This window comes from Hymenobacter koreensis, from assembly GCF_039541855.1.
GTDB classification, from domain to species: domain Bacteria; phylum Bacteroidota; class Bacteroidia; order Cytophagales; family Hymenobacteraceae; genus Solirubrum; species Solirubrum koreensis.
Window position 1 is genome coordinate 345,918 of sequence record NZ_BAABHA010000001.1, and the last position, 22,825, is coordinate 368,742.

Here is a 22,825-nt window from a genome sequence, read left to right on the forward strand (position 1 = left end):
ACCCGAGCGCGAGTAACGGCAGCCAACCCAACGGCCGGGCTGAAAGCCGTACTTTTAGAAATGATTTCGGCATCGGGACAAAGATACGCGAATGAGCCATTTACAAGAAATAAAGCGGTTTGAGACTTGTACGCCCGCATTGCTGGCGGCTTTTGAAACCATTGTGGGTCAGGAGCATGTGCTCACGGCCGCCGGGCAAGCCTCCGATGACTACGCCCGCTACGGCCGCGACCATACGGAGGACCTACACTTCACCCCCGACGTGGTATTACGCCCCGCCAACGCCGATGAGGTGAGTCGTATTATGCGTCTCTGCCACGAAAACCGGCTTCCCGTAACACCGCGCGGTGCCGGTACCGGGCTCAGCGGCGGCGCTTTGCCCGCGCACGGCGGCGTGGTGTTGAGTACCGAACGGCTCAACCGCATCATTGAAATAGACGAGCGCAACCTGCAGGCCACCGTGGAGCCGGGCGTGGTGAATGAAGCGTTTCAGAACGCCGTGAAGGAAGTGGGACTGTTTTACCCGCCCGATCCGGCCAGCAAAGGCAGCTGTTTTTTGGGCGGTAACCTGGCCCACAGCAGCGGCGGCCCCAAAGCCGTGAAATACGGTACCACCCGCGACTACGTGCTGAACCTAGAAGTTGTCCTGCCCACCGGCGAAATCATCTGGACGGCGGCTAATACGCTTAAGAACTCCACCGGCTACAACCTCACGCAACTCATGGTGGGCTCGGAGGGTACGTTGGGCATTATCACCAAAGTGGTATTCCGGCTGTTGCCGTATCCGCAGCAGAATATTCTGATGCTGGTGCCGTTTCGGCAGGAGGAGCAGGCGGCCGAGGCCGTGTCGGCCGTGTTCCGGGCCGGTATTATCCCGTCGGGCATGGAGTTTATGGAGCGAGAGGCCATTGTATGGTCCTCGAACTACCTAAATATTCCGCTCACTCTGCCCGAAGACATCAGTGCCCACCTGCTCATTGAACTAGATGGGCAAGACCTGGAACAGTTATACAAGGAGGCCGAACAGGTGTACGCCGTGCTGGAGCATTACGACGTGGGCGAAATTCTGCTGGCCGATACGGCCGCCCAGAAGGACGAACTGTGGAAAATCCGGCGCAACATTGGCAATGCCGTGCGCTACAACTCGGTTTACAAAGAAGAAGACACCGTGGTGCCGCGCGCCGCATTGCCTACACTCTTAAAAGGGGTGAAGGAACTGGGCCGCCAGTATGGCTTCAAAAGCGTGTGTTACGGCCATGCCGGCGACGGCAACCTGCACGTGAACATCATTCGGGGTGAACTGACGGATGAGCAGTGGAACCACGGCCTGCAAGAGCCCATTCGGCAGCTGTTTCAGTTGTGCGTAAAGCTGGGCGGCACAATTTCCGGGGAGCATGGCATTGGCATGGTGCAGCGACAATACATTGGCATTGCCCTGCCCGAAATCAACTTGGCGCTGATGCGCGGCATCAAGCAGGTATTCGACCCACATGGAATTATGAACCCCGACAAGATTTTCTAAACCAGGAAGTTAGCCGAATTCTGTGGACTTAGCAGATAAAAAGCAGCAGGCCCCAATCAATAGATTGGGGCCTGCTGCTTTTTTTAGGGCTTCCTGCACACTTAATTACCGTGAGGAAAACGACGCCCAGCAACTCGTTTGGCAGCAAAGTCTGCGGAATATGCGGCCCTTACTGCTGCGTTTTCAGCCGATCCTCGCCGCCATACGGAGCGCCGTCGTTAATGTCGCCGCGCAGGCCGCCCATCGATTGGCCGCCTTCGTTTTCGTAAGGTGCCTTGGCTGTGCCGGGGGCCGGAGCCTCGTTGCCGGGAACCTTGTCGCCGCTGCCTACTTGCGAGCCAAGGGCGGGCTGGCCGTTGCCCGTATTTACCGAAGCATCTTCCCCTACGGGTCCTGCTATATCGTTTACTTTCTGAATGTACTGGCGCTTAGCGTCATCTTCGCTGGTGCCCTTAAACCGGCTCCACGAGTCCCATTGAGCCTGCGACATGCCCTGATAGCCGCTGGGCATGTCCGGTGAGTCGTCGCCGATGGCGCCGTCGCGAGTGTCATGGTCGCCTTCGGTGGCTTGCTTGTAAAGCCCGTAGAGCTCCGTCATGTGAGCGGCGGCTTTATCACCGGGCAACCCGTTTACGCGCGTTACAGCCGCTTCGAATTCATGTTGCAGGGAAAGTTGATCCTGAAGGCTCATGAGTAAATCAAGTTAAGTAAGAGGAAATCGGCTGGACCGATGCTTTGGTCTACTGGCTTGGCACGGCTTTGGTTGCGGGCGCGGGCTCCTTCAAGTTTCGGCCAACGTAAGTCCCGAAGCTTCGTACCTTTGCCCGCCAATTATGTGTGGAATAACCGGACTCTTCGCCTTTTCTGATTCAGGACGCTCGTCGCTGACAGGTTTACAAGCTTCTACCGACGCCATCGTGAGCCGGGGCCCCGATTCGCAGGGCCACTTCGTGTACGATTGCGTAGGGCTGGGCTTCCGCCGCCTCGCCATTCTCGACCTCTCGGCCGATGGCAACCAGCCCATGACCGATGAGTCGGGGCGTTATACCATCGTGTTCAATGGCGAAATCTTCAACTTTCGCGAGTTGCGGGCCCGGTTGCAGCGCAAAGGCTACACCTTTAAGTCGCACACCGACACGGAGGTAATTCTCAAGCTCTACATTACCGAAGGTCGCGGCTTTCTAAAGAAGCTCAACGGCTTTTTCGGCCTCGCCATTTACGATAAGGAGGAAAATACCCTCTTCATTGCCCGCGACCGAATGGGGGTGAAGCCCATGCTGGTGTACCGCGACGAAGACAAGCTGATGTTTGCTTCGGAAATGAAGTCGTTGCTGGCGCTGGGCGTGCCGCGTAAGCTCGACTATGCCTCCCTAAGCCATTATTTGCAGCTGAACTACATTCCGGGCCCGGCAACCATCTTCAAAGGCGTCAAGAAATTGCTGCCCGGCCACTACCTGTTCGTCCGCCCCGACGGCAAGGTGGTGAAGAAGCGCTGGTACAAGATTCCTTACGACCCCAAGAAAGTAGCCAAAAACCGCACCACCTACGAGCAGCAAAAGGCCAAGCTGGTCGAGCTGATGGACGCCTCGGTGGCCCGCCGCCTAGTGGCCGACGTGCCGCTGGGCTCGTTCCTGAGCGGTGGTATCGACTCCTCGGTCATTACGGCGCTGGCCGCGCGCCACACCCCGCACCTGAACACGTTTAGCATTGGCTTCAGAGACGAGCCGTTCTTCGACGAAACGAAGTATGCCAACCTCGTGGCCAAGATGCACAAGACCAATCACACGGTCTTTTCGCTGACCAACAACGACTTGTACGGGCATCTCTTCGATGTGCTCGACTACTTCGACGAACCCTTCGCCGACTCCTCGGCCCTGGCCGTGTACATTCTCAGCAAGCACACCCGTGAGAAAGTAACCGTGGCCCTGTCGGGCGACGGCGCCGACGAGATGTTTGCTGGCTACAACAAGCACATGGGCGAGTGGCAGGTGCGTACCGGTGGCGCCAAAGCCGAGCTGGTAACGGGCCTGAACATCCTATGGGACGTACTGCCGAAGTCGCGCAATTCGTTTTTGGGTAACAAGGTGCGGCAGTTGCAACGCTTTTCGCGCGGCATGCTTTCCGGTCCCAAGGACCGGTACTGGGACTGGGCCAGCCTGGCCAGCGAAAAAGACGCCCGCAACCTGCTCAGCCCCAGTGCGCGCAGCAAAGCCGGAAAGCGGATTGCCGACAAGCGTCGCAAAGACATTCTGGAGAACCTGCACGCCGATGGCGACCTGAACGAAGTGCTGCTCACCGATATGAACTTGGTGCTGCCCTACGACATGCTAGCCAAGGTGGATCTGATGAGCATGGCCAACTCCCTGGAGGTGCGCACGCCTTTCCTGGACTACAAGGTGGTCAACTTCGCTTTTTCGCTGCCCGTCGAAAGCAAAATCGACGCGAAAATGAAGAAGCGCATTGTGCAGGATGCTTTCCGTCCGCTACTGCCCGAGGAGTTATACAAGCGTCCCAAGCACGGTTTCGAGGTGCCCTTGCTCAAGTGGTTCCGCAACGAACTGCGTCCGCTCATCACCGACGACCTGCTCTCCGATGACTTTGTTGAGGCGCAAGGCATTTTCTCGGTCGATGCCGTGCGCGACCTGAAAAAGCAGTTGTTCTCTAACAACCCGGGCGACGTACACGCCCGCATCTGGGCCCTCATTGTGTTCCAGCACTGGTGGAAGCGCCACATGGTCTAAGCCCCACGTTTGCCTCTTTCATTTCGTCGATACAACCTTCCTTCATGGTCTCACCCGCTACGCCCGTGAACCCACCAGTTGGTGCCATTCACTTTCCCCCGCGTAAGCTCTCCATTGTTATTCCTGCCTACAACGAGGCCCGTACCATCCACCTTATTCTGGATCAGGTGAAGGCGGTGCGGTTGCTGAACGACATGGAGAAGGAGGTTATTATTGTAAACGACTGCTCCAAAGACGACACCGAAGGAGCCATTCAGCGTTACATGGCGGCCAACACCGATTTCCCCATTCGCTACCTCAAGCACGAGGTTAACGCGGGAAAAGGCGCCGCTCTGCACACGGGCATCCAACACGCTTCCGGCGACTACGTCATCATTCAGGATGCCGACCTCGAATACGATCCGGAGGAATACAATGTACTGCTGCGCCCGGTGCTGCGCGGCGTAGCCGACGTGGTGTACGGCTCGCGCTTTCTGGGCGGCAAGCCCCACCGTATTCTCTTCTTCTGGCACAGCATCGGCAACCAGTGGCTCACCATGGCTTCGAACATGTTCAACAACCTGAACCTGACCGACATGGAAACTTGCTACAAAATGTTCCGCCGCGACTTAATTCAGGGTCTGAAACTGGAAGAAAAGCGCTTTGGCTTCGAGCCCGAAGTGACGGCCAAAATCTCTCAGGTTCCCAATGTACGCGTGTACGAAGTGGGCATTAGCTATTACGGCCGTACCTACGAAGAAGGCAAAAAGATTGGCTGGCGGGACGGGTTCCGGGCCATCTACTGCATCGTTAAATACGGTTTGTTTCGGTAGATTAAGTCTAGTGTCGTTGCTCCTGCAGGGTAGACCTTGGAACTCTTCGGTCTGGCCTGCAGGAGCAACGTCTGCTTTACGGCTACTGTGTTATAAGGCTATGCTTGGGTAAGTAGCTTCATCATTGCTGACCTACTCTAAGGTGCATTTGGGGTCGTAATTCTCTGGCCCTTCTAAACCGCATGTACTTTTCTGCAAGAAGCTGGGTTAGGGGCCGGTTACATAAATAAAACCGCTGCTAAGCCGCACAAAGGTCGTTTGGTTCATTCGGGGAACAGAGTGATGAAGCCGTTCGAACCCGCGCTTTTTGGGCTGTCCCTGCCAAATTCTTACTACCAAGCACGCATTAGGCAAGTAATTTTGCGGGATAAAGTGCGCTTGTGGGGTAAAGAGAAATATACTTCTCCTAAAAAAGCGGAAATTCGTCACCACTAACCCGGCTTATTTCTTCCCCCCACTTCATACGTCCTCCATGAAAATAGCTGTTGTTGGCACTGGCTACGTTGGCTTGGTAACCGGTACGTGCTTTGCCGAAGTTGGCATCGAGGTGACTTGCATCGATATCGACAAACAGAAAATTGATAATCTGAAGCAAGGCGTTCTGCCCATTTATGAGCCCGGCCTCGAAGAAATGGTGGTTAGGAACATGGAGAAAGGGCGTTTGCACTTCTCTACTTCGCTGGCCGAGGGCATCCAGAACGCTGATGTGGCCTTTATTGCCGTGGGCACTCCTCCCGGCGAAGACGGGTCGGCCGACCTAAAGTATGTTCTGGCTGTGGCCCGTGGAATTGGGGAACACATGAACAGCTACGGCGTCATTGTAACTAAAAGCACGGTACCCGTAGGGACGGCCGCCAAGGTTCAAAACGAAATTGCGCAGGCACTGGCGAAGCGCGGGGCCGACATCGATTTCGACGTGGCTTCCAACCCCGAGTTCCTGAAAGAGGGTGCGGCCATTGACGACTTTCTGAAGCCTGACCGCATTGTGGTGGGTGTAGCTTCGGAGCGCGCCGAAGAGGTAATGCGTAAGCTTTACAAGCCTTTTCTGCTAAACGGGCACCCCATTATTTTCATGGACATTCCGTCGGCCGAAATGACCAAGTACGCCGCTAATGCCATGCTGGCCACTAAGATTTCTTTTATGAACGACGTGGCCAACCTGTGCGAAATCATGGGGGCCGACGTGAACATGGTGCGCCGTGGCATCGGCTCCGATGCCCGCATCGGTACGAAATTTATCTACCCTGGCATCGGGTACGGCGGTTCCTGCTTCCCCAAAGATGTGAAGGCCCTTATTAAAACGGCCGCCGAAAACGGGTACGAAATGCAGGTTCTCAAAGCCGTGGAGAGCGTGAATGAGGACCAGAAGTCGGTGTTGTTCGAGAAAGTAAAGCGCCATTTTGGTGGCGAGCTTAAAGGCAAACGGATGGCAGTCTGGGGGCTTTCCTTCAAGCCAAAGACCGACGATATGCGCGAAGCACCGTCGTTGGTTATTATCGAAAAACTCTTGTCCGTGGGGTGTGAGGTAGTCGCCTACGACCCCGTGGCTGTGCACGAGGCTAAAAAAGACCTTGGCGACCGGGTCACGTATGCCTCCGATCCTTACGCCGCAACCGAAGGAGCCGATGCACTGCTGGTGGTAACGGAGTGGCCCGAGTTCCGTTCACCTAACTTCGAAACTATTGGGGCCCTTATGAACACCAAAGTGGTGTTCGACGGGCGCAATATTTACGACGCCCAGGAGATGGAGCGCGCCGGATTTGCCTACCATTGCATTGGCGTACGTACGTCCCATCACGAGCACGCCCATAAAACAGTTTAACCTCCGCATGGAAAAAAAGCGCATTCTGATAACCGGCGGGGCAGGGTTCCTTGGTTCGCATCTGTGCGACCGGTTTTTAGCCGAGGGCTACCATGTATTGGCCATGGATAACCTGGTAACCGGTAATCTGGCCAACATTGAGCACCTGTTCGGCAAACAGGACTTCGAGTTCTACCACCACGACGTATCGAAGTATGTGCACGTGCCCGGCCAGCTGGACTACATCCTACACTTTGCTTCGCCGGCCTCGCCCATCGATTACCTCAAAATACCCATTCAAACGCTCAAGGTAGGTTCGCTGGGCACCCATAACCTGCTGGGACTGGCACGCGTGAAGAAAGCCCGCGTCTTGATTGCCAGTACTTCGGAAGTATACGGCGACCCTGACGTACACCCACAAGTAGAAGAGTACCACGGCAATGTAAACCCCGTGGGGCCAAGGGGATGCTACGACGAGGCGAAGCGCTTCCAGGAAGCCATTACTATGGCTTACCACAACGTACACAACGTGGAAACGCGAATCATCCGGATCTTCAACACCTATGGGCCGCGTATGCGCCTCGACGACGGCCGCGTGTTGCCCGCTTTTCTCAGCCAAGCCCTGAAGGGTGAGCCCCTCACGGTTTTCGGCGACGGTTCGCAAACCCGCTCGTTCTGTTACGTCGACGACTTGGTGGAGGGCATTTATCGTTTGCTGCTGTCGGATTACCACCTGCCGGTGAACATCGGTAACCCGTCGGAAATTACGATCAAGGAGTTTGGCGAAGAAATTGCACGTCTGGCCGGTGTTGAGTTTCGCCCCACCTTCCACCCTCTGCCCGAAAACGACCCTCTCAAGCGGCGCCCTGACATTACCAAAGCCCGGGACATTTTAGGTTGGGAACCGAATGTAGACCGAGCCGAAGGCTTGCGTCGCACCTTCGAGTACTTTCGGGAACGTGTGCCGTCCTCAACCCCATCGAATTAGGTAGTGTTGTGGTAAAACCGTATTTGATTGATTTTCCGAAGTTGGGGAAGGACTCCACGGGGTACATCTGTGTGGTAGAGCTTCACAAAGCTCTGCCTTTTGAAGTACAGCGTACTTTCTGGACCTATGACACACCGGAATCTTTCGTGAGAGGGAATCATGCCCACTACAATACCGAGCAGGTGCTGTTTGCTGTAGCTGGTCGTATTACGGTAACCACTGAAATGCCCGGAGGTGCTACGGAAATATTCCATCTGCAGAACCCGCACCAAGGCTTGTACGTGCCGCCACATGTATGGCACACAATGCAGTATACACCCGGGGCAGTGCAGCTTGTGTACGCCTCTACCCATTACGACGAAACAGACTACATACGCGACTATGAGGTGTTTCGGGCGAAGTGGAAACATGAGGCGTAAGCTTATCATGTTGATTGGCAACTGCACTCGGGAGTAGAGGGCCCGCGGTACCAAGTTTATTGATGGGAATAGCCGAACGTTGCCGGCGCGGCACGTGTACGCTAAAGCAAGCAATGAACATTGTTTTGAACTTCTGATTTTTGCTGCCACTGCTTAATGCCAGCAGTAACCATCGGCGCTTTTCCGCGTGGGTCTTTTCTACGGGTTAGATAGATGAGCGGCATTAAATTGTAAGCTATGTCCCACGTTTCCTCCAATACCGCCGAATCCACTGGGGACGTACTGGTAAAGTCACTCCCAGCTACCAGAACCATCCGCTGGCGTCGGATATTTTTGTGGGCATTGCTAGGCTGGACGCTCTTGGGCCTATTGCCCTTTGCGGTACTTAGCTTCTTTAATCATCCATTCTACGATGATTACATGGAAGCTATTCGGGTACGCCAATACGGACTTTGGGGCGCTCAAAAGCACTTGTATTTCCACTGGACAGGGCGCTTTTTTACTTCTTTTCTCCTGACCGTCGGCAATCCGCTTACTTACGATTGGGTACCTGGCATACGGCTCACTCCGCTTTTTTTCTTGGTACTGATTTGGAGCGTATTCTACTTGGCGGTGCGTTACCTCGCTTCCGCACAGCTCAGCCGTAAGTGGAGCGTTTGGGTGGCTGCGCTGGCCTTGTTGCTGTATTTAGGTGCGGCGGCCCAAGTGTACCAGGCATTTTATTGGTTTACTTCAGCGGTGGTTTACCAAGCAGGCAACGCAATGCTTGCCTTAACGGTGTTCCTGTCCGGGTACCGTTTCCGGTCTTCAGGCCGCGCAAAATATGTTCTTTCCTTTGGCGCAATATTGGCGGCAATTGCCACAGCTAGCTCAAACGAAGTAGCACTGGTACAATTGGTAGTGGTGCTGGGCGTACTCAGTGGTATCAGCTACTGGCAAAAAACAAACGCCTGGCAGTGGTGGGTCGGACTGCTGGTGGTAACGCTGAGCATAGGAGTAATTGCCACGGCGGCGCCGGGAAATTTTGCTCGTTTGCACGTAGTACATCCGTTGCACGCTCGTGAGCTTACCTACGCAGTTCCGCGCACCATTTATTCCGCTATCGAATTCTTAGCTGTACCCCGGGTATGGATTATGCTTGCAATGGTGGTGGCTGTGTGCGTGCCGTGGGCCGCCCGGAATGCTTCTTTGACAGCTTTTAAGGCGTGGCGGTTACATCCGCTTATAGCACTTGCAGCATGGCTAGGCACTTTGCTAATGGGCTTTTTTCCCTTCTGGTGGATGTGGGCCTCCTACACGCCCGTACGCACCCAAAACGCCATTCTTTTCGGAGCGTTGCTGAGCATACCGCCCTTAGTGCAAGCAGTAATGGGCTGGTACGCGGCGCGGCACAGGAGCGGAATTGAGACTGTGCGTAGCCCCATTCCTGGTTGGATTACAGCGTGGGGTATACTCCTTGCTCTAGGCACCATAAGTGGCGCGGCTATACTGCCGGCATGGCGGGAATTGCTGGTAAATGCAATGCCTTTCGAAAGCCAAATGCAAGCTCGGTATAGGGCTTTGGCCCAGGCTAGAGCCCAAGGTTGGCGTGAACTTACGCTACCACCCATGGCCATTGCCAAGCCACAAGCCATTCTGGTTCATGAAGAAGATTTAAAGCCTCAAGCCAGCGAGGAGCGGAACCGAGTAACAGCCATGTATTACGGACTCGATTCGCTTCGCGTACCCGAGCTAAATTGCCCGGGCAGTGCGGTTACAACGTCTACGAACACTCCCATAACCGCTTATGATTAAAAAACTACTTGGCTTAATAACGGGGCAGTTTGGCCTTGCTGGGCTAGCATTGTTCATGTGGTTGCCTTATCTGTTGCTGTGCTTTTTCACTCAGCCTTACTGGGACGATTACACTTATGCCACGCTTTTATGGAAGGATGACCTCGGCTCTATCCTAGTCGATCAATACCGGCACTGGAGCGGCCGTTACGTAGCCATTGGGCTATTGGCTGGTGCTAATCCACTCACGCACGGTTGGCTGCCGGGTCTGGGGTGGGTTGCATTCTTTTCTCAGGTGGCTTTGGTCATAGCTTTTGCCGCTCTGGTCGCTTCGCTCAGCGGTTACGTCATGCGCGTCGGCAAATCCATCCTGATTGGAATCTTGCTCTATGTTGTATACGCAAGCATTATTCCCGACCCTTACCAAGGGCTTTATTGGTTTACGGGCCTGACAGTATACCACTCAGGACTTCTCCTTTTCTTGGGCTGTTGGTTGGCCGCAGTAGCGGCCATTCGTGCCGCTACGGCGGGCGCACACTATACTTGGCTGGTACTGGCCTCCTTGCTTGCCGTGCTGGCCACAGCGACTAACGAGGTAGTAATGCTAACGTTGTGCTTCGCGCTATTGGTGGCCACTCTCTTGGCCTATTATGGCCGCAAGACATACTGGCATAAATGGCTGATTTTGTTAGCGGCTGCCTTGGCTGGCGGATGTATAGCGGTACTAGCGCCAGGAAACTATGAGCGTCTGGCTGTTGAATCGGGTGTTCTGCCTTTGGCCGATCGGTCGTGGCCGAAAGCCGCTGTGGGAGCGGTAGCCGATGCGGTAAACCTACTTACTCGTCCGGCTGTGTGGCTGTGCCTAGGAGCCTTGCTGGTGCTTAGCTTAAATGCGTGGATGCGCCTGCGTCCCCAGCCGGTAGTTGGCAAACCCCTCACGCCATGGCTGTGGCCAGTACTTGTGGGCATGACTGTAGCAGGGGTACTGCTGCCTTCGAGGTGGATTTACGGCGTACCTGCTGTCGGGCGCGTAGAAAACCTGATTATTGCGCTCTTACTCGTGGCGGTGGTATTCATTGGGCGTGAAATTGTGGCTTGGGCTCAAAGCAAACACCCAAATTGGCAGCCGCTTCCGCGCACGTGGTGGATGATTGTAGCCATTTTAGCGCTTGGCGGCTTGGTGCGAGGACCGGTTTACCGGGCGTGGCGTGAGTTGGCAGGGGGTGCACCGGTTTTCGGACAGCAGCACCGGCAATGGCATCAGCAATTGCGTACGGCTAAGCAGCAAGGGTTGCGCGAGGTAACACTACCCGCCGTGCGCGGTGTGGTTCCGTATCAAGTTTTAATTTGGAACACCGATATGCTCTCGGTTTCCGCCGGGCATATTGTGAACCAATCTGTAGCCACTTACTACGGGCTCGATTCAGTACGGGTAGATGGTCACGATTTGCCACCGGCTGAATGGCTGCGTTAAGGCGCCTTCTTTTTTCGCAACATGCCCAAGCTTTCCATCATAATTCCTTGTTATTTCAACGAGCTAAACATTCCGCTTACAGGGGCTGAGTTGCTGGCAAATGAGCAGAATTTTCCACCCGACGTAACATTTGAGTACGTATTGGTAGACGATGGCTCGCGCGACGGTACTTGGAACGCGCTGTGTCGGTTTAAAGAGCAGCACCCGGAAAAGGTCACGGTGGTTAAACTGGCTGGGAATGTGGGGTCCTACAACGCCATCGTAGCTGGTATGGCCCAAGCAACCGGTGATTGTGTGGCCGTAATTACCGCCGATTTGCAGGACCCTCCCCAACTTCTGGCGCAGATGTACGCCTACTGGGAACAGGGCTTTAAGCTTGTACTAGCCAACCGTGCCGACCGGGAAGAGGGCCCAGTGCAACGAGTAGTCTCCAATACTTTTCACTACCTCATGCGCCGTATTGCCCTCCCTGGCGTACCAACCGGTGGGTTCGATATGGTCTTTTTCGATCGGCAACTTTGCAGCGAAGTGGTACGCCTGCAGGAGCGCAACAGCAACGTGTTTTACCTGCTGGTATGGCTGGGTTACCCGTACGTGAGCATCCCCTATACACGGCGAAAGCGACAGGTAGGCCGTTCCCGGTGGACGTTTAGCAAAAAGGTGAAGTTATTTGTCGATTCCCTCTTGGCGTTTTCGTTTTTCCCGGTGCGGGCCATTTCCGTACTTGGTTTGCTGCTGGGACTTTCGGCCATGAGTTACGGTTTGTTTTTGTTGGTTCTGCGCCTCACTGGAGCACCTGAGCCCGAAGGCTGGACCGCTTTGATGCTGGTGCTGCTGTTTGTGTCGGCATTCCAAATGATTGCCTTGGGGGTTATTGGGGAATATGTTTGGCGTGGCCTCGATGCTTCCCGAAATCGACCCATGTACGTGGTGGAAACTGTACAACTAGCAACTAAAGGGGACCCGCTTGAAAATGGAAAAAGTAAGACAAACACTTTTGGCTAACTTTGAGGGCTCACATGATTAAACTTGGTTGACACACATGCAGGTTCCCTTTTTGTCTTTTGTTCCCCAGCATCAACTTATCAGAGAGGAAGTATTAGCGGCCGTAGCCCGCGTGTATGACTCTCAATGGTATGTTTTAGGGGAATCGGTAACAGATTTCGAACAGCAATTTGCAGCGTATTGCAATGTTAGTCACGCCGTTGGGGTAGCCAATGGGCTGGATGCATTGCATTTGTCTCTCAAAGCACTAGACATTAAACCAGGGGATGAGGTTATCGTACCTTCAAATACCTATATAGCTACTTGGTTAGCCGTTTCTTACGTGGGGGCTACTGTGGTGCCTGTTGAGCCTAACCCAACTACTTATAACCTCGATCCTACTCAACTTGAGACGGCTATAACACCACGTACGCGTGTTATACTGCCTGTGCATCTCTATGGTCAAGCTTGCCAGATGGCCGATATAATGGACATTGCCAACCGTTACGAAATAAACGTAATCGAAGATAACGCTCAGGCGCAGGGAGCAATTTGTAGAGGGCAAAGGACCGGTAGCTTTGGGCAATTAAATGCTACAAGCTTTTATCCAGGCAAAAATTTGGGCGCTCTAGGTGATGCAGGAGCCATAACAACAAATAACGCCGATCTGGCTCGAAAGGTACAGGTAATGCGTAATTATGGGTCTCAACAGAAATATTACAACGAAATTATTGGCCATAACTCCCGACTGGATGAATTACAAGCAGCTGTACTTAGCGTTAAATTGAAACAACTGGACTATTGGACATCACAGCGTCAACAGATAGCTGGTTTATATAATCAGGCACTTGAAGGGGTAGGAGATTTGAAGCTGCCAGAAATTGCTAAAGAGTGTACTCATGTATATCATTTATATGTTGTAAATACCCAAAGCCGGGATGCTTTACATAAGTGGTTACAGGAGCGCTCCATTGGCACACTTATTCATTATCCTGTTCCTCCACATTTGCAACAGGCCTACAGTCACTTGGGCTTCAAAGCAGGCCAGTTTCCAATTGCTGAAGCGTCGGCGAAAACAGTTTTGAGTTTGCCAATGTGGCCAGGAATGACTACGGAACATGTTGAATATGTTGTTAGAGCTGTAAAGGATTTCTTTGCTAGATAAGTCCTACCTAAAGCCACCTCTTCAGCTCTTGCGGCTCAGTAGAGAGGAAGTTTCTGATTCAGAACAGCTTACTATGTGTGTTCCACACCTGATTGAATTTTCGAAAGTTGGTGCCCTGAGCTTAGGCTATTTAACCGTAGCACAAAATAGTCAGTTGCCCTTCACCATAGAACGCGTGTATTGGACCTACTTCACTCCCGATGAAGTACTGCGTGGGCACCATGCCCATCATGATTTGGAGCAAATAATCTTCGCTGTGAGCGGACGAATTGTTTTTACTCTGGAAGATGTAGAAGGTCATCAACAAACTTTTGAGCTTAGCCGGCCAAACATTGGGCTATACGTTCCGAGAATGTTCTGGCGCACTATCCGTTTCTCGCATAACGCCGTACTCTTATGCCTAGCATCAAAGGAATATGATGAGCAGGACTATATTCGCGACTATAATTCTTTCAAAACTTTGAAATAGTCATGAAATTCAACAATCGAAACATTCAGATTGGGCGCAATGTTCAACTCGGAACTAATGTCCGTATAGGGGATAATTGTATTATCTACGATAATGTACAGATTGGAGATAATTCGATTATTACAAATGATTGTGTAATTGGTGAGCCCACAGGAAGGTACTATCACGATGAAAATTATATTAATCCCGCTACAATTATCGGAGCGAATTCAATGATACGTAGCCATGCTATCATTTATGCGGGTAGCGTTTTTGGTGAAGGATTAATGACAGGGCACCGCATTACTGTGCGCGAGGGAGCAAACTTTGGTATAAATTGCTTAATAAGCACATTAGCAGATATACAAGGTAACTCAAATTTTGGAGACTATTGCAGGCTTTATAGTAATGTTCATATTTGCGAATTTTCGCAACTAGGTAATCATGTATTTGTGTATCCATATACGATTTTTACGAATGATCCTTTGCCCCCATCTAACCATTATAAAGGGCCAACCATCGGCGATTATACAATAGTAGCAGTTCACTCAGTTGTTTTGCCAGGTGTCAAAATTGGTGAAAATTGCCTTATAGGCGCTAATTCGGTAGTATCTCGCGATATTCCTGATTTTAGCTTTGCTGTAGGAAGTCCTGCCAAAGTGCAGCGGGATATCCGTACTATTAGTTCAAAGGAGGCTGCAGGCAATCATTATCCATGGATGCACCGTTTTGAACGTGGAATGCCGTGGGAAAATATAGGCTTTGATAACTGGGTAAAAAAATAAAATATTGTTATTGATGTAATAGTTTGTGAATCTTACTTGTTAATAAATGAAATGTCTGAAGGGTTAAGCAAAATTCAAGAATTTTAGGACACACAAATAAAATTTCAATGCTTAATTCGCCATTGGTGACTATTGGGGTCGCGTCGTACAATAATTCGGCATATATTCGTGAAACGTTGGATAGCATAAGACTGCAAACTTATGCTAATATAGAGTTGATAATTGTTGATGATGCTTCGAAAGACAACTCTGTTGAAGTTATCAAACAATGGATGAAAGATTTTGTTGAATGCAACGCTCGATTAATCGTTCATGAGATTAACCAGGGTGTTTGTCGCGTGTGTAACCGGCTTATTTCAGAAGCAAAAGGAGAGTTTATTAGTTTAGTAGCCTCTGATGATACTTATATTCCAGAAAAGACCGAAGTTCAATTAAAATATTTGCTTGCACTTCCAGAGAATATAGCTTTGGTTTATAGTGACGTATGGCATATGAATGAGCAGAGTGAAAGACTTGAGAAAAGTTTTTTTGAGAGTTATGAAGCTTTGCCGATAGAAGGGGAGTTTTTCGAGCCCCTGATTTTAGGTAATTTTATACCTGCCTTAAGTGTGTTAGTTCGGAGAAGCGTATACGAGAACGTAGGTAATTACGATGAGAGCCTGAGCTTCGAAGATTGGGACATGTGGTTGCGTGTATCCCGAAGTTATGGTATTGCCTACATTCCACAGAAATGTGGGAGCTACAGGCTTCACAATCAGTCGGCGTGGCGTAATCGTAGTGCAAAAACGTACAGGGACGCTATGGCAATATTGGAAAAGCATTGGGGCGTCAGTAAAAAGGCAGATGAGTTGATCAAGAAGCAGATGATTGACATAGCCCAAATTCTGTATCAACTTGGAGACTATACACATAGTAAAAGGTGGTTAAAGTTAAAGTGGCAGCAAGACCATACTTTTCATTCATTGGGTTTATGGCTAGGATCTAGTTTGAATATTCCTATAAGTAGTGTGATTAAAATTAAAAAGAGTCTTCAGCAACTTCGCTTCATTAACTAAGCGCTAGTCCTACCTAGTCTTGGTGTTGGTATAGCTGTTACCTTTGCAGAATCGGAAAGTTGCTTGTTCCTCTCCGATTTTATGAGGAAGTTTTGGAAAAGAGAATTCAGCCCATTACCACCTGTGTAATCGGTGGTGCAGGCTTTATCGGGAGGGCTGTTGTCAGCGAATTGCTGGCTATAGGACGGCAGGTGGTGGTGGTGGGACGTCGTGCCGATGCTGTAAATTTGCCACGAGGGGTCCGTTACTTAAGTATTGCTGCAAATTCTGACCACACGGTATTGAGAACCGTGATGGAAGAAGTGCAAGAAGTCATCGACTTGGCGTATGCCACGGTACCTCAAACAAGTTTTCAGGATCCGGTTAACGATATTATGGTTAACCTACCAGAAGCTGTTCGCTTGTTTGAAATGGCAGTGGAAGCACAGGTACGTAGGTTCATCTGCATATCGTCAGGCGGAACAGTTTACGGCCATACTAGCGCAACACTTATTGACGAAGGTCATCCTACGTTTCCAATCTCTCCTTATGGTATTACCAAATTAGCAATTGAGAAATACGCCCATATGTATTTCTCAACGCGTGGATTACCGGTGCTTTGTGTGCGACCTGCAAATGCTTTTGGGGAAGGGCAGCGTCCTTATGTAGGACAAGGTTTTATTGCTACTGCTGTCGCCTCTATATTGGATAGAAGGGAATTGACTTTATTCGGAGAGAATGGGACTATTCGTGACTACTTACATGTTCACGATATGGCTCGGGGTATAGTGGCGGTACTTGAACAAGGCCAGCCTGGGGGGGTATATAATCTGGGTAGCAGCGTAGGTTTGAGTAACCGTCAAGTATTGGATGCATTAGTTCCAATGGCTACGGCAGCTGGCTATGAATTGCGCGTTCGTATGCAACCTGAGCGTCCTTTCGACGTTCCGGCCAACGTACTTTGTACTCAACGCATTCGCACAGCTACTGGCTGGCAACCGATACTTTCTTTCGAGCAAGCTTTACAACAGACTTGGGAGTGGTATCTGAACCAGCATTTGGCATCGGCTAGTTAGCTGGCATTCCTTTTTTTAAGCATGAACTCTACTGATTCCTCTTTCAACGTGGGTTTTCTCACCAGTACCGATCCGATGAATCGTCGATCGTGGTCTGGGGTACACTACTCAATGTTCCAAGCATCTGCTCGCGTTTTAGGTCCTACCACCGCGCTTGGCCCGGAGCCAATGGTTTGGCCTATGCGTTTCGGAGATAATTTGAACCGACGAATTATTCAACCACTTACTGGTAAAAGATACCATTATTCTTGGACGAAGTGGATGGCCAAACTGTACGCTCGTCGTTTCTCCCGTAAAATTCAAGCGTCTAAGTTCGACATCCTTCTAGCTCCTGCTTCCTTCACAGAAATTGCGTATTTGCGCACTGACGTACCCATTATATACTGTGAGGATTCCACGCTTGGTCAACTTATCGATTTCTATCCTGGGTTAACTGGTTTGCTGGATTATTCGAAACGAGAATTAAATCAACTAGAAAGCAAAGCGTTGGGTGCTGCTGCCTTAGTCTGCTATTCGTCTGAATGGGCTGCAGAATCGGCTATACGAGACTATGGCGTAGACCCGCACAAGGTTGTTGTTATTCCTTTTGGAGCAAATTATCCCGCACCTGTAAGCCGCGAAGAGGCTCTAAAAACACCTGACCTGACTCAATGTAACCTCTTCCTATTAGGAGGGGAATGGGGGCGCAAAGGAGGTGATATAGCTTACCAAACACTTGTAGAACTGAATGATCAGGGAATATCGACCCACCTTACTGTAGTAGGCTGTCAACCGCCTGATCTGAAGAACTATACCCATCCCAACTTCCACGTTATTCCTTACTTAAATATGGGCGTGCCTGAAGATTTGGCACGGCTCGATGCGATTTTCCGGGAAACTCATTTTTTTCTGCTTCCTTCTAGAGCCGAATGTGCCGCTATTGCCTTTGGAGATGCTAATTCATTCGGCATTCCTGTTATTACAACCAACGTTGGTGGTATTAGTAGCTTTATAGAAGAAGGGTGCAACGGATTTATGCTTCCGCTTACCGCTACTAGCTCCGACTTTGCTTCAGCCATTGCACATGTATGGAAAGATCCTGTGAGCTACGCACAGCTGCGTCAGCAATCAAGGGAGCGATACGAGCAGGTGTTGAATTGGGATGTGTGGGCTACGAGGATGAAGGAAGTATTAATCGAACGTGGTATTGGACGCAATACAGGTGCTCCTTTCGTTTCTCCTGTAGCATGAGCAAACCTGTTGCACGCGCGAAACCTGCCTTTTGGGGAGCAGTTTCGTCGCAAGTGTTTACCATCGTTAGCATGTTGGTTTCTATAATCAGCACGCCACTGATGGTTAAATACCTTGACAAAGAGGAATATGGATTGTCAATTCTTTTCTTCCAGATTATTGGCTATTTAGCGCTATTTGATTTCGGCCTTTCAACAGCGCTGATTCGTCAATTATCTGTTCACCGTGGCGAGGATGAACTAGCACGGATTACACTCAACAGGATTGCTACCACAGGCTTGTATGTGTCTGCGGTACTAGGTGGTGCAGTTACGTTACTTGGTTTTGGCTTCGCTCCGTTTGTTCCGTCGTTGTTTAATCTGCGACCAGACTTAGCTGAGGCGGCAATTCCTATTGTCGCTACGTTCAGTTTGTTGGTAGGTGCTCAGTTTTTACAACGTGGCTTGGGCGGTATACTATTTACTCATCACAAGCAGGTGCACGTCGGAGTAACACAGTTCATATTAAGTATGACGGGAATTGTCGCTACAATTATTTTACTTATGAATGGTGTAGGGTTATGGTCGTTCGTTTATGCGAACATGCTACAATTGCTACTATCAATGGTAAGTATAGTGTGGTTACTAAGACGATACTTTCCATACTTAAGCATCAGACCACGGCACTTTGATCGAAGCTTGATGAAGGAGTTATTTGGGTTTGGGCTCTTCATGTTTTTGGGCAATCTGTCGACTCAAATTATTTTAAATACTGACCGCTTAGTTATTGGTAAAATACTGTCATTGTCAGCAGTCGCTGTTTTCTCTCTAACTGTACGTATTCCAGAGGTTGGGATGGGCTTATTAGCCAAGGTGCTGGAAAATGTAGGTCCGGCTGCGACTGAGATTGTAACGCACGAGGGACATAACAGGACTCAGTTGTTTTTGCAGCGTATCATGCTGATTATTATGGTATCCAGTATAGTAGCTTTTTGGCTGATGCTGGCACTCGACGAGTGGTTTGTTGATTTATGGGTAGGTCCAAGTTTTTTTGCCGGGCAGGCGGTGCTATTATTAGCACTTGGAGTAATGGTTCAGCAAACGTTGGCCAGAACAGGAACCTTTTTTCTGTATGCAAAGGGCATAGCCCGCGCTGTAAGTATAGCAGCAATAGTTGAAGCAGTACTTAATATTACTTTCTCTGTCATTCTTGGGTACCGAATGGGTATGACGGGTATCTTACTTGGCACATTGTTGGCAGCATTGCTGACCTCGGTATGGTATGTGCCGTATCTACTTCGCAAACATTTAGGAATATCGTTTATAGCTTATTGGGGCTTACCCATCATACGGCCCACGCTGATATTAAGCGTAGTTGGGGGAATGGTGTGGTGGGCAGCCACTAAAGTGCAAGCGCAGTATTCCAATAGTTGGAGCATGTTTTTTTTAGTAGCTTTTACAGCCACACTAGTATTGGGTGGCACGGCATGGATAGTATTTCTGCGCCATGCTGTTGTCGACTATATTCCTGTCCGTTGGAGGTCGTATTTGCTTATGAAGGCAGTTTAACCGAGCAGTAATTGTATACTAAATGCTTTTGTCCTATTAATGAACATTCTTGTTGCCGTAGAGGAACTCCGCGCTGGCGGCGCCCAAACGTTTGCTTTGCGTTTTGCGCAGGCCTTACACGATGCCGGACACCGCGTGTGGTTGTACACCATGTACTGGCAGTATTCGGAGGATTCCATGTTGCGTCGCTTGGCGCCCGATGTAAAGTTTGTGCATTACCAGCCCGGTAACCAGCAACTGGATATGCTGTTGCAACGCACCGAAGGATGGCTTGAACGAAAGGGCTTGGCCTCGCCAGTGCGCACCGCCCGCCTGCGAAAGCACCTAACGCGCTTCCTGCGCGAGGCACAAATCGACGTGGTGAGCAGCAATACGTTTCGTTGCGACGAACTCATGGCGCAAGCCCTTGAACCGTTGCCCCATGTTCCTCTGGTGGTTACTATGCACGGCGACTACGAGCAGTTCTTGGCCTTTTACCGAGCTGGGAAGGAACATGTACTCCCCAATTACCTACCTCGTTTAACGCGTACGCTACGCCGTGTGAACGGCATTGCTTACCTGTCCGAACAAAACCTGGAGGTACTCAAGCCAAGCGTACTGCCTGGGGCAAATACGCAGCATTTGCTAACCCAACGCATTTACAATGGCCTCTCGGCCGCCTTTTCACCACAGGCTGGACAACGTAACCGCACTGCTTTGGGCATACCGCCAGACGCTTTCGTGTTTGGCATGGTGGCGCGTGGGGTAGCCGGGAAAGGGTGGCAGCCCTTAACCGAAGCATATCGACGCCTACGGGCCGAATCCACTCGACCATTGCGGCTTCTGTTGGTGGGTGAGGGCCCGGCCATCGACGCTCTACGGGCCCAATATGCTGCTGAGGCTGACATTCTGTTTACCGGTTTTACCGACAACCCGGTGGATTATGTGGCCAACTTCGACGTGGGCGTGTTGGCGTCTTCGTTGCGGGAAAGCCTGCCAAATTCTATTGCAGAGTATTTGTTCTGCGGGAAACCCACTATTTCCACCGACATCGGGGAGGTACGCAACATGCTCTGCACCGAGGAAGGCGAGCAGGCCGGCCTGTTGATCGACTTCCCGAACCAAGGGCTTACGGATACCGAGCAACTCTACCAAGCCATGCGTCGCTATTTAACCGAGCCTGCGCTGTTGGCCAAACACCAAGCATTGGCGCCTCATGCATTCGCCCAGTTTCGGATGGAACGGTGCGTAGCCGCATATACCGCTTTGTATCAAAGTTGCACCCACCAGCTTGCCTCGGGCCCGGCTGCCCGCGATGCCGCCAACTCCAGCCACCAACCGTAGCTTTCCGTTGACGCACTCCGTACCCTACCTTTCGGTTGTAAGCCCTGTTTATCGGGGAGGAGAGCTGCTACCAGAGTTGGTGGGGCGCTTGGTCAATTCCTTGGCTTCAATTACTCCCTACTTTGAAATTGTGCTGGTTGACGACCGAAGCCCGGACGACGCTTGGGTACGCATTCAGGACCTGTGTCAGCAAGAAGCCAGGGTGAAAGGAATCCGATTGTCACGCAATTTCGGCCAGCACGCCGCCATTGCAGCCGGTCTCAGCCACTGTCAAGGCGAATGGGTAGTGGTGATGGACAATGATCTGCAGGATCTTCCCGAAGAAATTCCAAGCCTGTTAAAGCATGCCCGGCAGCATAACCTAGACTATGTATTAGCCAGCCGAAGGAAAAGAAAGCATAGCCGATTACACCGAGGTATATCGTATCTTTTTTACTGCACGTTATACTTTTTGACAGATGTTAAGCAAGACGCGACTGTGGGTAACTTTGGCCTTTACCATCAGCGTGTTATTCAAGCTGTTCGCCAAATGCCAGAGCGTGTACGATTTTTCCCCGTAATGGTGCAGTGGGTGGGATTTACGGGGGGGATTATGCCCGTTGAACACGCCGCTCGGCCGGGGGGCGGGTCGTCGTACCGTTGGGGGCAACGTTTTCACTTAGCTTTAGACGTCGTGTTGGCCTACTCAGCTAAACCGTTACGGCTAACTGTCATGTTGGGCCTGCTGGTTATGGTGCTGGCATTTCTGTTAGGAATGATTACGCTGATACGCTACTGGATCGGACAAATTTCTGTGCCGGGCTACACTAGTTTAGTGTTATTAATGTGTTTTTTCTCAGGGCTTTGTATCTCGGTGCTTGGTATGGTAGGGCTCTATGTGGGGCGCACGTTCGAAGAGACGAAGCAACGGCCAATTTATATTGTGGATACTATGACCACGCCGGAGTGAAAAACAGAGAGCTTAATCTGGAACTCCTTCCGTGGGATAGTACCTTCTTCGGCTTTGGAGTAGCAAAAGTGGTTCTGGCGGAAGCTGCCGAATCATCGTTTCATCAGCTTCGCGCTAAAGCCACAGCGCAAGGTATTCGGCTTGTGTACTGTTATGTCGACCCTACTGACGCCCTTTCCAAAAATGCCGTACAGCAGCAGAGCCTGCCACTGCTAGACCGCAAGGCCACGTGGATAAAACGCATAGACGAGCAGGAGTTCAACGCAGGCGAAGGAGTGCGTGTATTGGCAGGCAATGATGCCGTCACAGCGTCCCTGTTGGAACTAGCATGGCAAAGCGGTGCGTACTCTCGTTTTCTTCTCGATCCTAAAATTCCGTATCCGGTATTTCAAAGATTGTACGAGATATGGCTTCACAATACGCTGCAGAACAACCAAGCAGGAGTAGTGTTGACCACTGGCGCTGTCGGACAAGAAACGGGGCTGATAACCCTGGAACAGCTTGAGGGCGGTGCTGCTGGTATTGGTCTATTGGCCGTTGATACCAAGTCGCGTCGTAGAGGTTTGGGCCAGCAACTAATTCGCGCGGCCATACAGCAAGCGCAACAATGGCAGGCTCCTGAACTGCGCGTAGTCACCCAGTTAGATAATATACCGGCCTGCTCTCTATATGAACGTGCTGGTTTTCTATTGCAACAAGTCCGTTTGGTTTACCATTGGTGGTTGTAACCCTTCACGGTGCATTTGCTTTCAAC

The 22,825-nt window shown here is 51.1% G+C and carries 20 protein-coding genes; 19 read left to right on the top strand and 1 reads right to left on the bottom strand.

Annotated features, from left to right (window positions below; translation table 11 throughout):
- Positions 1-91 precede the first annotated feature (91 nt).
- Positions 92-1,522 (top strand): FAD-binding oxidoreductase, encoded by a 1,431-nt coding sequence (locus ABD903_RS01480; RefSeq protein WP_345220719.1) that lies wholly within the window; start codon positions 92-94, stop codon positions 1,520-1,522.
- A 169-nt stretch (positions 1,523-1,691) separates the two neighbouring features.
- Here ABD903_RS01480 and ABD903_RS01485 read toward each other — a convergent pair whose 3' ends face one another.
- The gene (locus tag ABD903_RS01485; RefSeq protein WP_345220720.1) at positions 1,692-2,213 is read right to left on the bottom strand and encodes an acyl-CoA-binding protein; all 522 of its coding nucleotides are present in this window, start codon (positions 2,211-2,213) and stop codon (positions 1,692-1,694) included.
- A 142-nt stretch (positions 2,214-2,355) separates the two neighbouring features.
- Between ABD903_RS01485 and asnB the strand changes: the two genes are divergently transcribed.
- The 18 genes from asnB to ABD903_RS01570 all read left to right on the top strand — a co-directional run bounded on the left by asnB (position 2,356) and on the right by ABD903_RS01570 (position 22,799).
- Positions 2,356-4,263: an asparagine synthase (glutamine-hydrolyzing) gene (gene asnB / locus ABD903_RS01490; protein WP_345220722.1), complete on the top strand. Its 1,908-nt coding sequence runs from the start codon at positions 2,356-2,358 to the stop codon at positions 4,261-4,263.
- A 44-nt stretch (positions 4,264-4,307) separates the two neighbouring features.
- Positions 4,308-5,075, top strand: coding sequence for a glycosyltransferase family 2 protein (locus ABD903_RS01495; RefSeq protein ID WP_345220723.1), 768 nt, complete (start codon positions 4,308-4,310; stop codon positions 5,073-5,075).
- 472 nt (positions 5,076-5,547) lie between these two features.
- Entirely contained in the window at positions 5,548-6,897 is a 1,350-nt protein-coding gene (locus tag ABD903_RS01500; RefSeq protein ID WP_345220725.1) for a UDP-glucose dehydrogenase family protein, read from the top strand.
- 7 nt (positions 6,898-6,904) lie between these two features.
- On the top strand, positions 6,905-7,864 hold the full coding sequence (locus ABD903_RS01505) for a UDP-glucuronic acid decarboxylase family protein (RefSeq protein WP_345220727.1): 960 nt from the start codon (positions 6,905-6,907) through the stop codon (positions 7,862-7,864).
- An 8-nt stretch (positions 7,865-7,872) separates the two neighbouring features.
- Positions 7,873-8,283, top strand: a complete 411-nt coding sequence (locus ABD903_RS23255) for a sugar 3,4-ketoisomerase (protein ID WP_425555381.1) — start codon at positions 7,873-7,875, stop codon at positions 8,281-8,283.
- Positions 8,284-8,520: 237 nt separating this feature from the next.
- Positions 8,521-10,077 (top strand): DUF6056 family protein, encoded by a 1,557-nt coding sequence (locus ABD903_RS01510; protein WP_345220729.1) that lies wholly within the window; start codon positions 8,521-8,523, stop codon positions 10,075-10,077.
- Positions 10,070-11,530: a DUF6056 family protein gene (locus ABD903_RS01515; RefSeq protein ID WP_345220731.1), complete on the top strand. Its 1,461-nt coding sequence runs from the start codon at positions 10,070-10,072 to the stop codon at positions 11,528-11,530. Before ABD903_RS01510 ends, ABD903_RS01515 begins: the two co-directional genes overlap by 8 nt.
- Before the next feature lie 21 nt (positions 11,531-11,551).
- Positions 11,552-12,535, top strand: coding sequence for a glycosyltransferase family 2 protein (locus ABD903_RS01520; protein ID WP_345220733.1), 984 nt, complete (start codon positions 11,552-11,554; stop codon positions 12,533-12,535).
- A 37-nt stretch (positions 12,536-12,572) separates the two neighbouring features.
- Positions 12,573-13,679 (top strand): DegT/DnrJ/EryC1/StrS family aminotransferase, encoded by a 1,107-nt coding sequence (locus ABD903_RS01525; protein ID WP_345220735.1) that lies wholly within the window; start codon positions 12,573-12,575, stop codon positions 13,677-13,679.
- Positions 13,669-14,148: a sugar 3,4-ketoisomerase gene (locus ABD903_RS01530; protein WP_345220737.1), complete on the top strand. Its 480-nt coding sequence runs from the start codon at positions 13,669-13,671 to the stop codon at positions 14,146-14,148. The genes ABD903_RS01525 and ABD903_RS01530 overlap by 11 nt, the downstream gene beginning before the upstream one ends.
- Positions 14,149-14,150: 2 nt before the next feature.
- On the top strand, positions 14,151-14,912 hold the full coding sequence (locus ABD903_RS01535; protein WP_345220739.1) for an N-acetyltransferase: 762 nt from the start codon (positions 14,151-14,153) through the stop codon (positions 14,910-14,912).
- 107 nt (positions 14,913-15,019) lie between these two features.
- Positions 15,020-15,967 carry a glycosyltransferase gene (locus ABD903_RS01540; RefSeq protein ID WP_345220741.1) on the top strand — a complete coding sequence of 316 codons (948 nt, stop codon included), beginning with the start codon at positions 15,020-15,022 and terminating at the stop codon, positions 15,965-15,967.
- Positions 15,968-16,026: 59 nt separating this feature from the next.
- Positions 16,027-17,022 (top strand): NAD-dependent epimerase/dehydratase family protein, encoded by a 996-nt coding sequence (locus ABD903_RS01545; RefSeq protein WP_345220743.1) that lies wholly within the window; start codon positions 16,027-16,029, stop codon positions 17,020-17,022.
- A 21-nt stretch (positions 17,023-17,043) separates the two neighbouring features.
- Entirely contained in the window at positions 17,044-18,252 is a 1,209-nt protein-coding gene (locus ABD903_RS01550; RefSeq protein ID WP_345220745.1) for a glycosyltransferase family 4 protein, read from the top strand.
- The gene (locus ABD903_RS01555; protein WP_345220747.1) at positions 18,249-19,799 is read left to right on the top strand and encodes an oligosaccharide flippase family protein; all 1,551 of its coding nucleotides are present in this window, start codon (positions 18,249-18,251) and stop codon (positions 19,797-19,799) included. The genes ABD903_RS01550 and ABD903_RS01555 overlap by 4 nt, the downstream gene beginning before the upstream one ends.
- 39 nt (positions 19,800-19,838) lie before the next feature.
- The gene (locus ABD903_RS01560; protein ID WP_345220749.1) at positions 19,839-21,122 is read left to right on the top strand and encodes a glycosyltransferase family 4 protein; all 1,284 of its coding nucleotides are present in this window, start codon (positions 19,839-19,841) and stop codon (positions 21,120-21,122) included.
- A gap of 7 nt (positions 21,123-21,129) precedes the next feature.
- Positions 21,130-22,071, top strand: a complete 942-nt coding sequence (locus tag ABD903_RS01565; RefSeq protein ID WP_345220751.1) for a glycosyltransferase family 2 protein — start codon at positions 21,130-21,132, stop codon at positions 22,069-22,071.
- A complete protein-coding gene (locus ABD903_RS01570) occupies positions 22,068-22,799 on the top strand; it encodes a GNAT family N-acetyltransferase (RefSeq protein ID WP_345220753.1) in 732 nt (243 codons plus the stop codon). The genes ABD903_RS01565 and ABD903_RS01570 overlap by 4 nt, the downstream gene beginning before the upstream one ends.
- Positions 22,800-22,825: the final 26 nt, after the last annotated feature.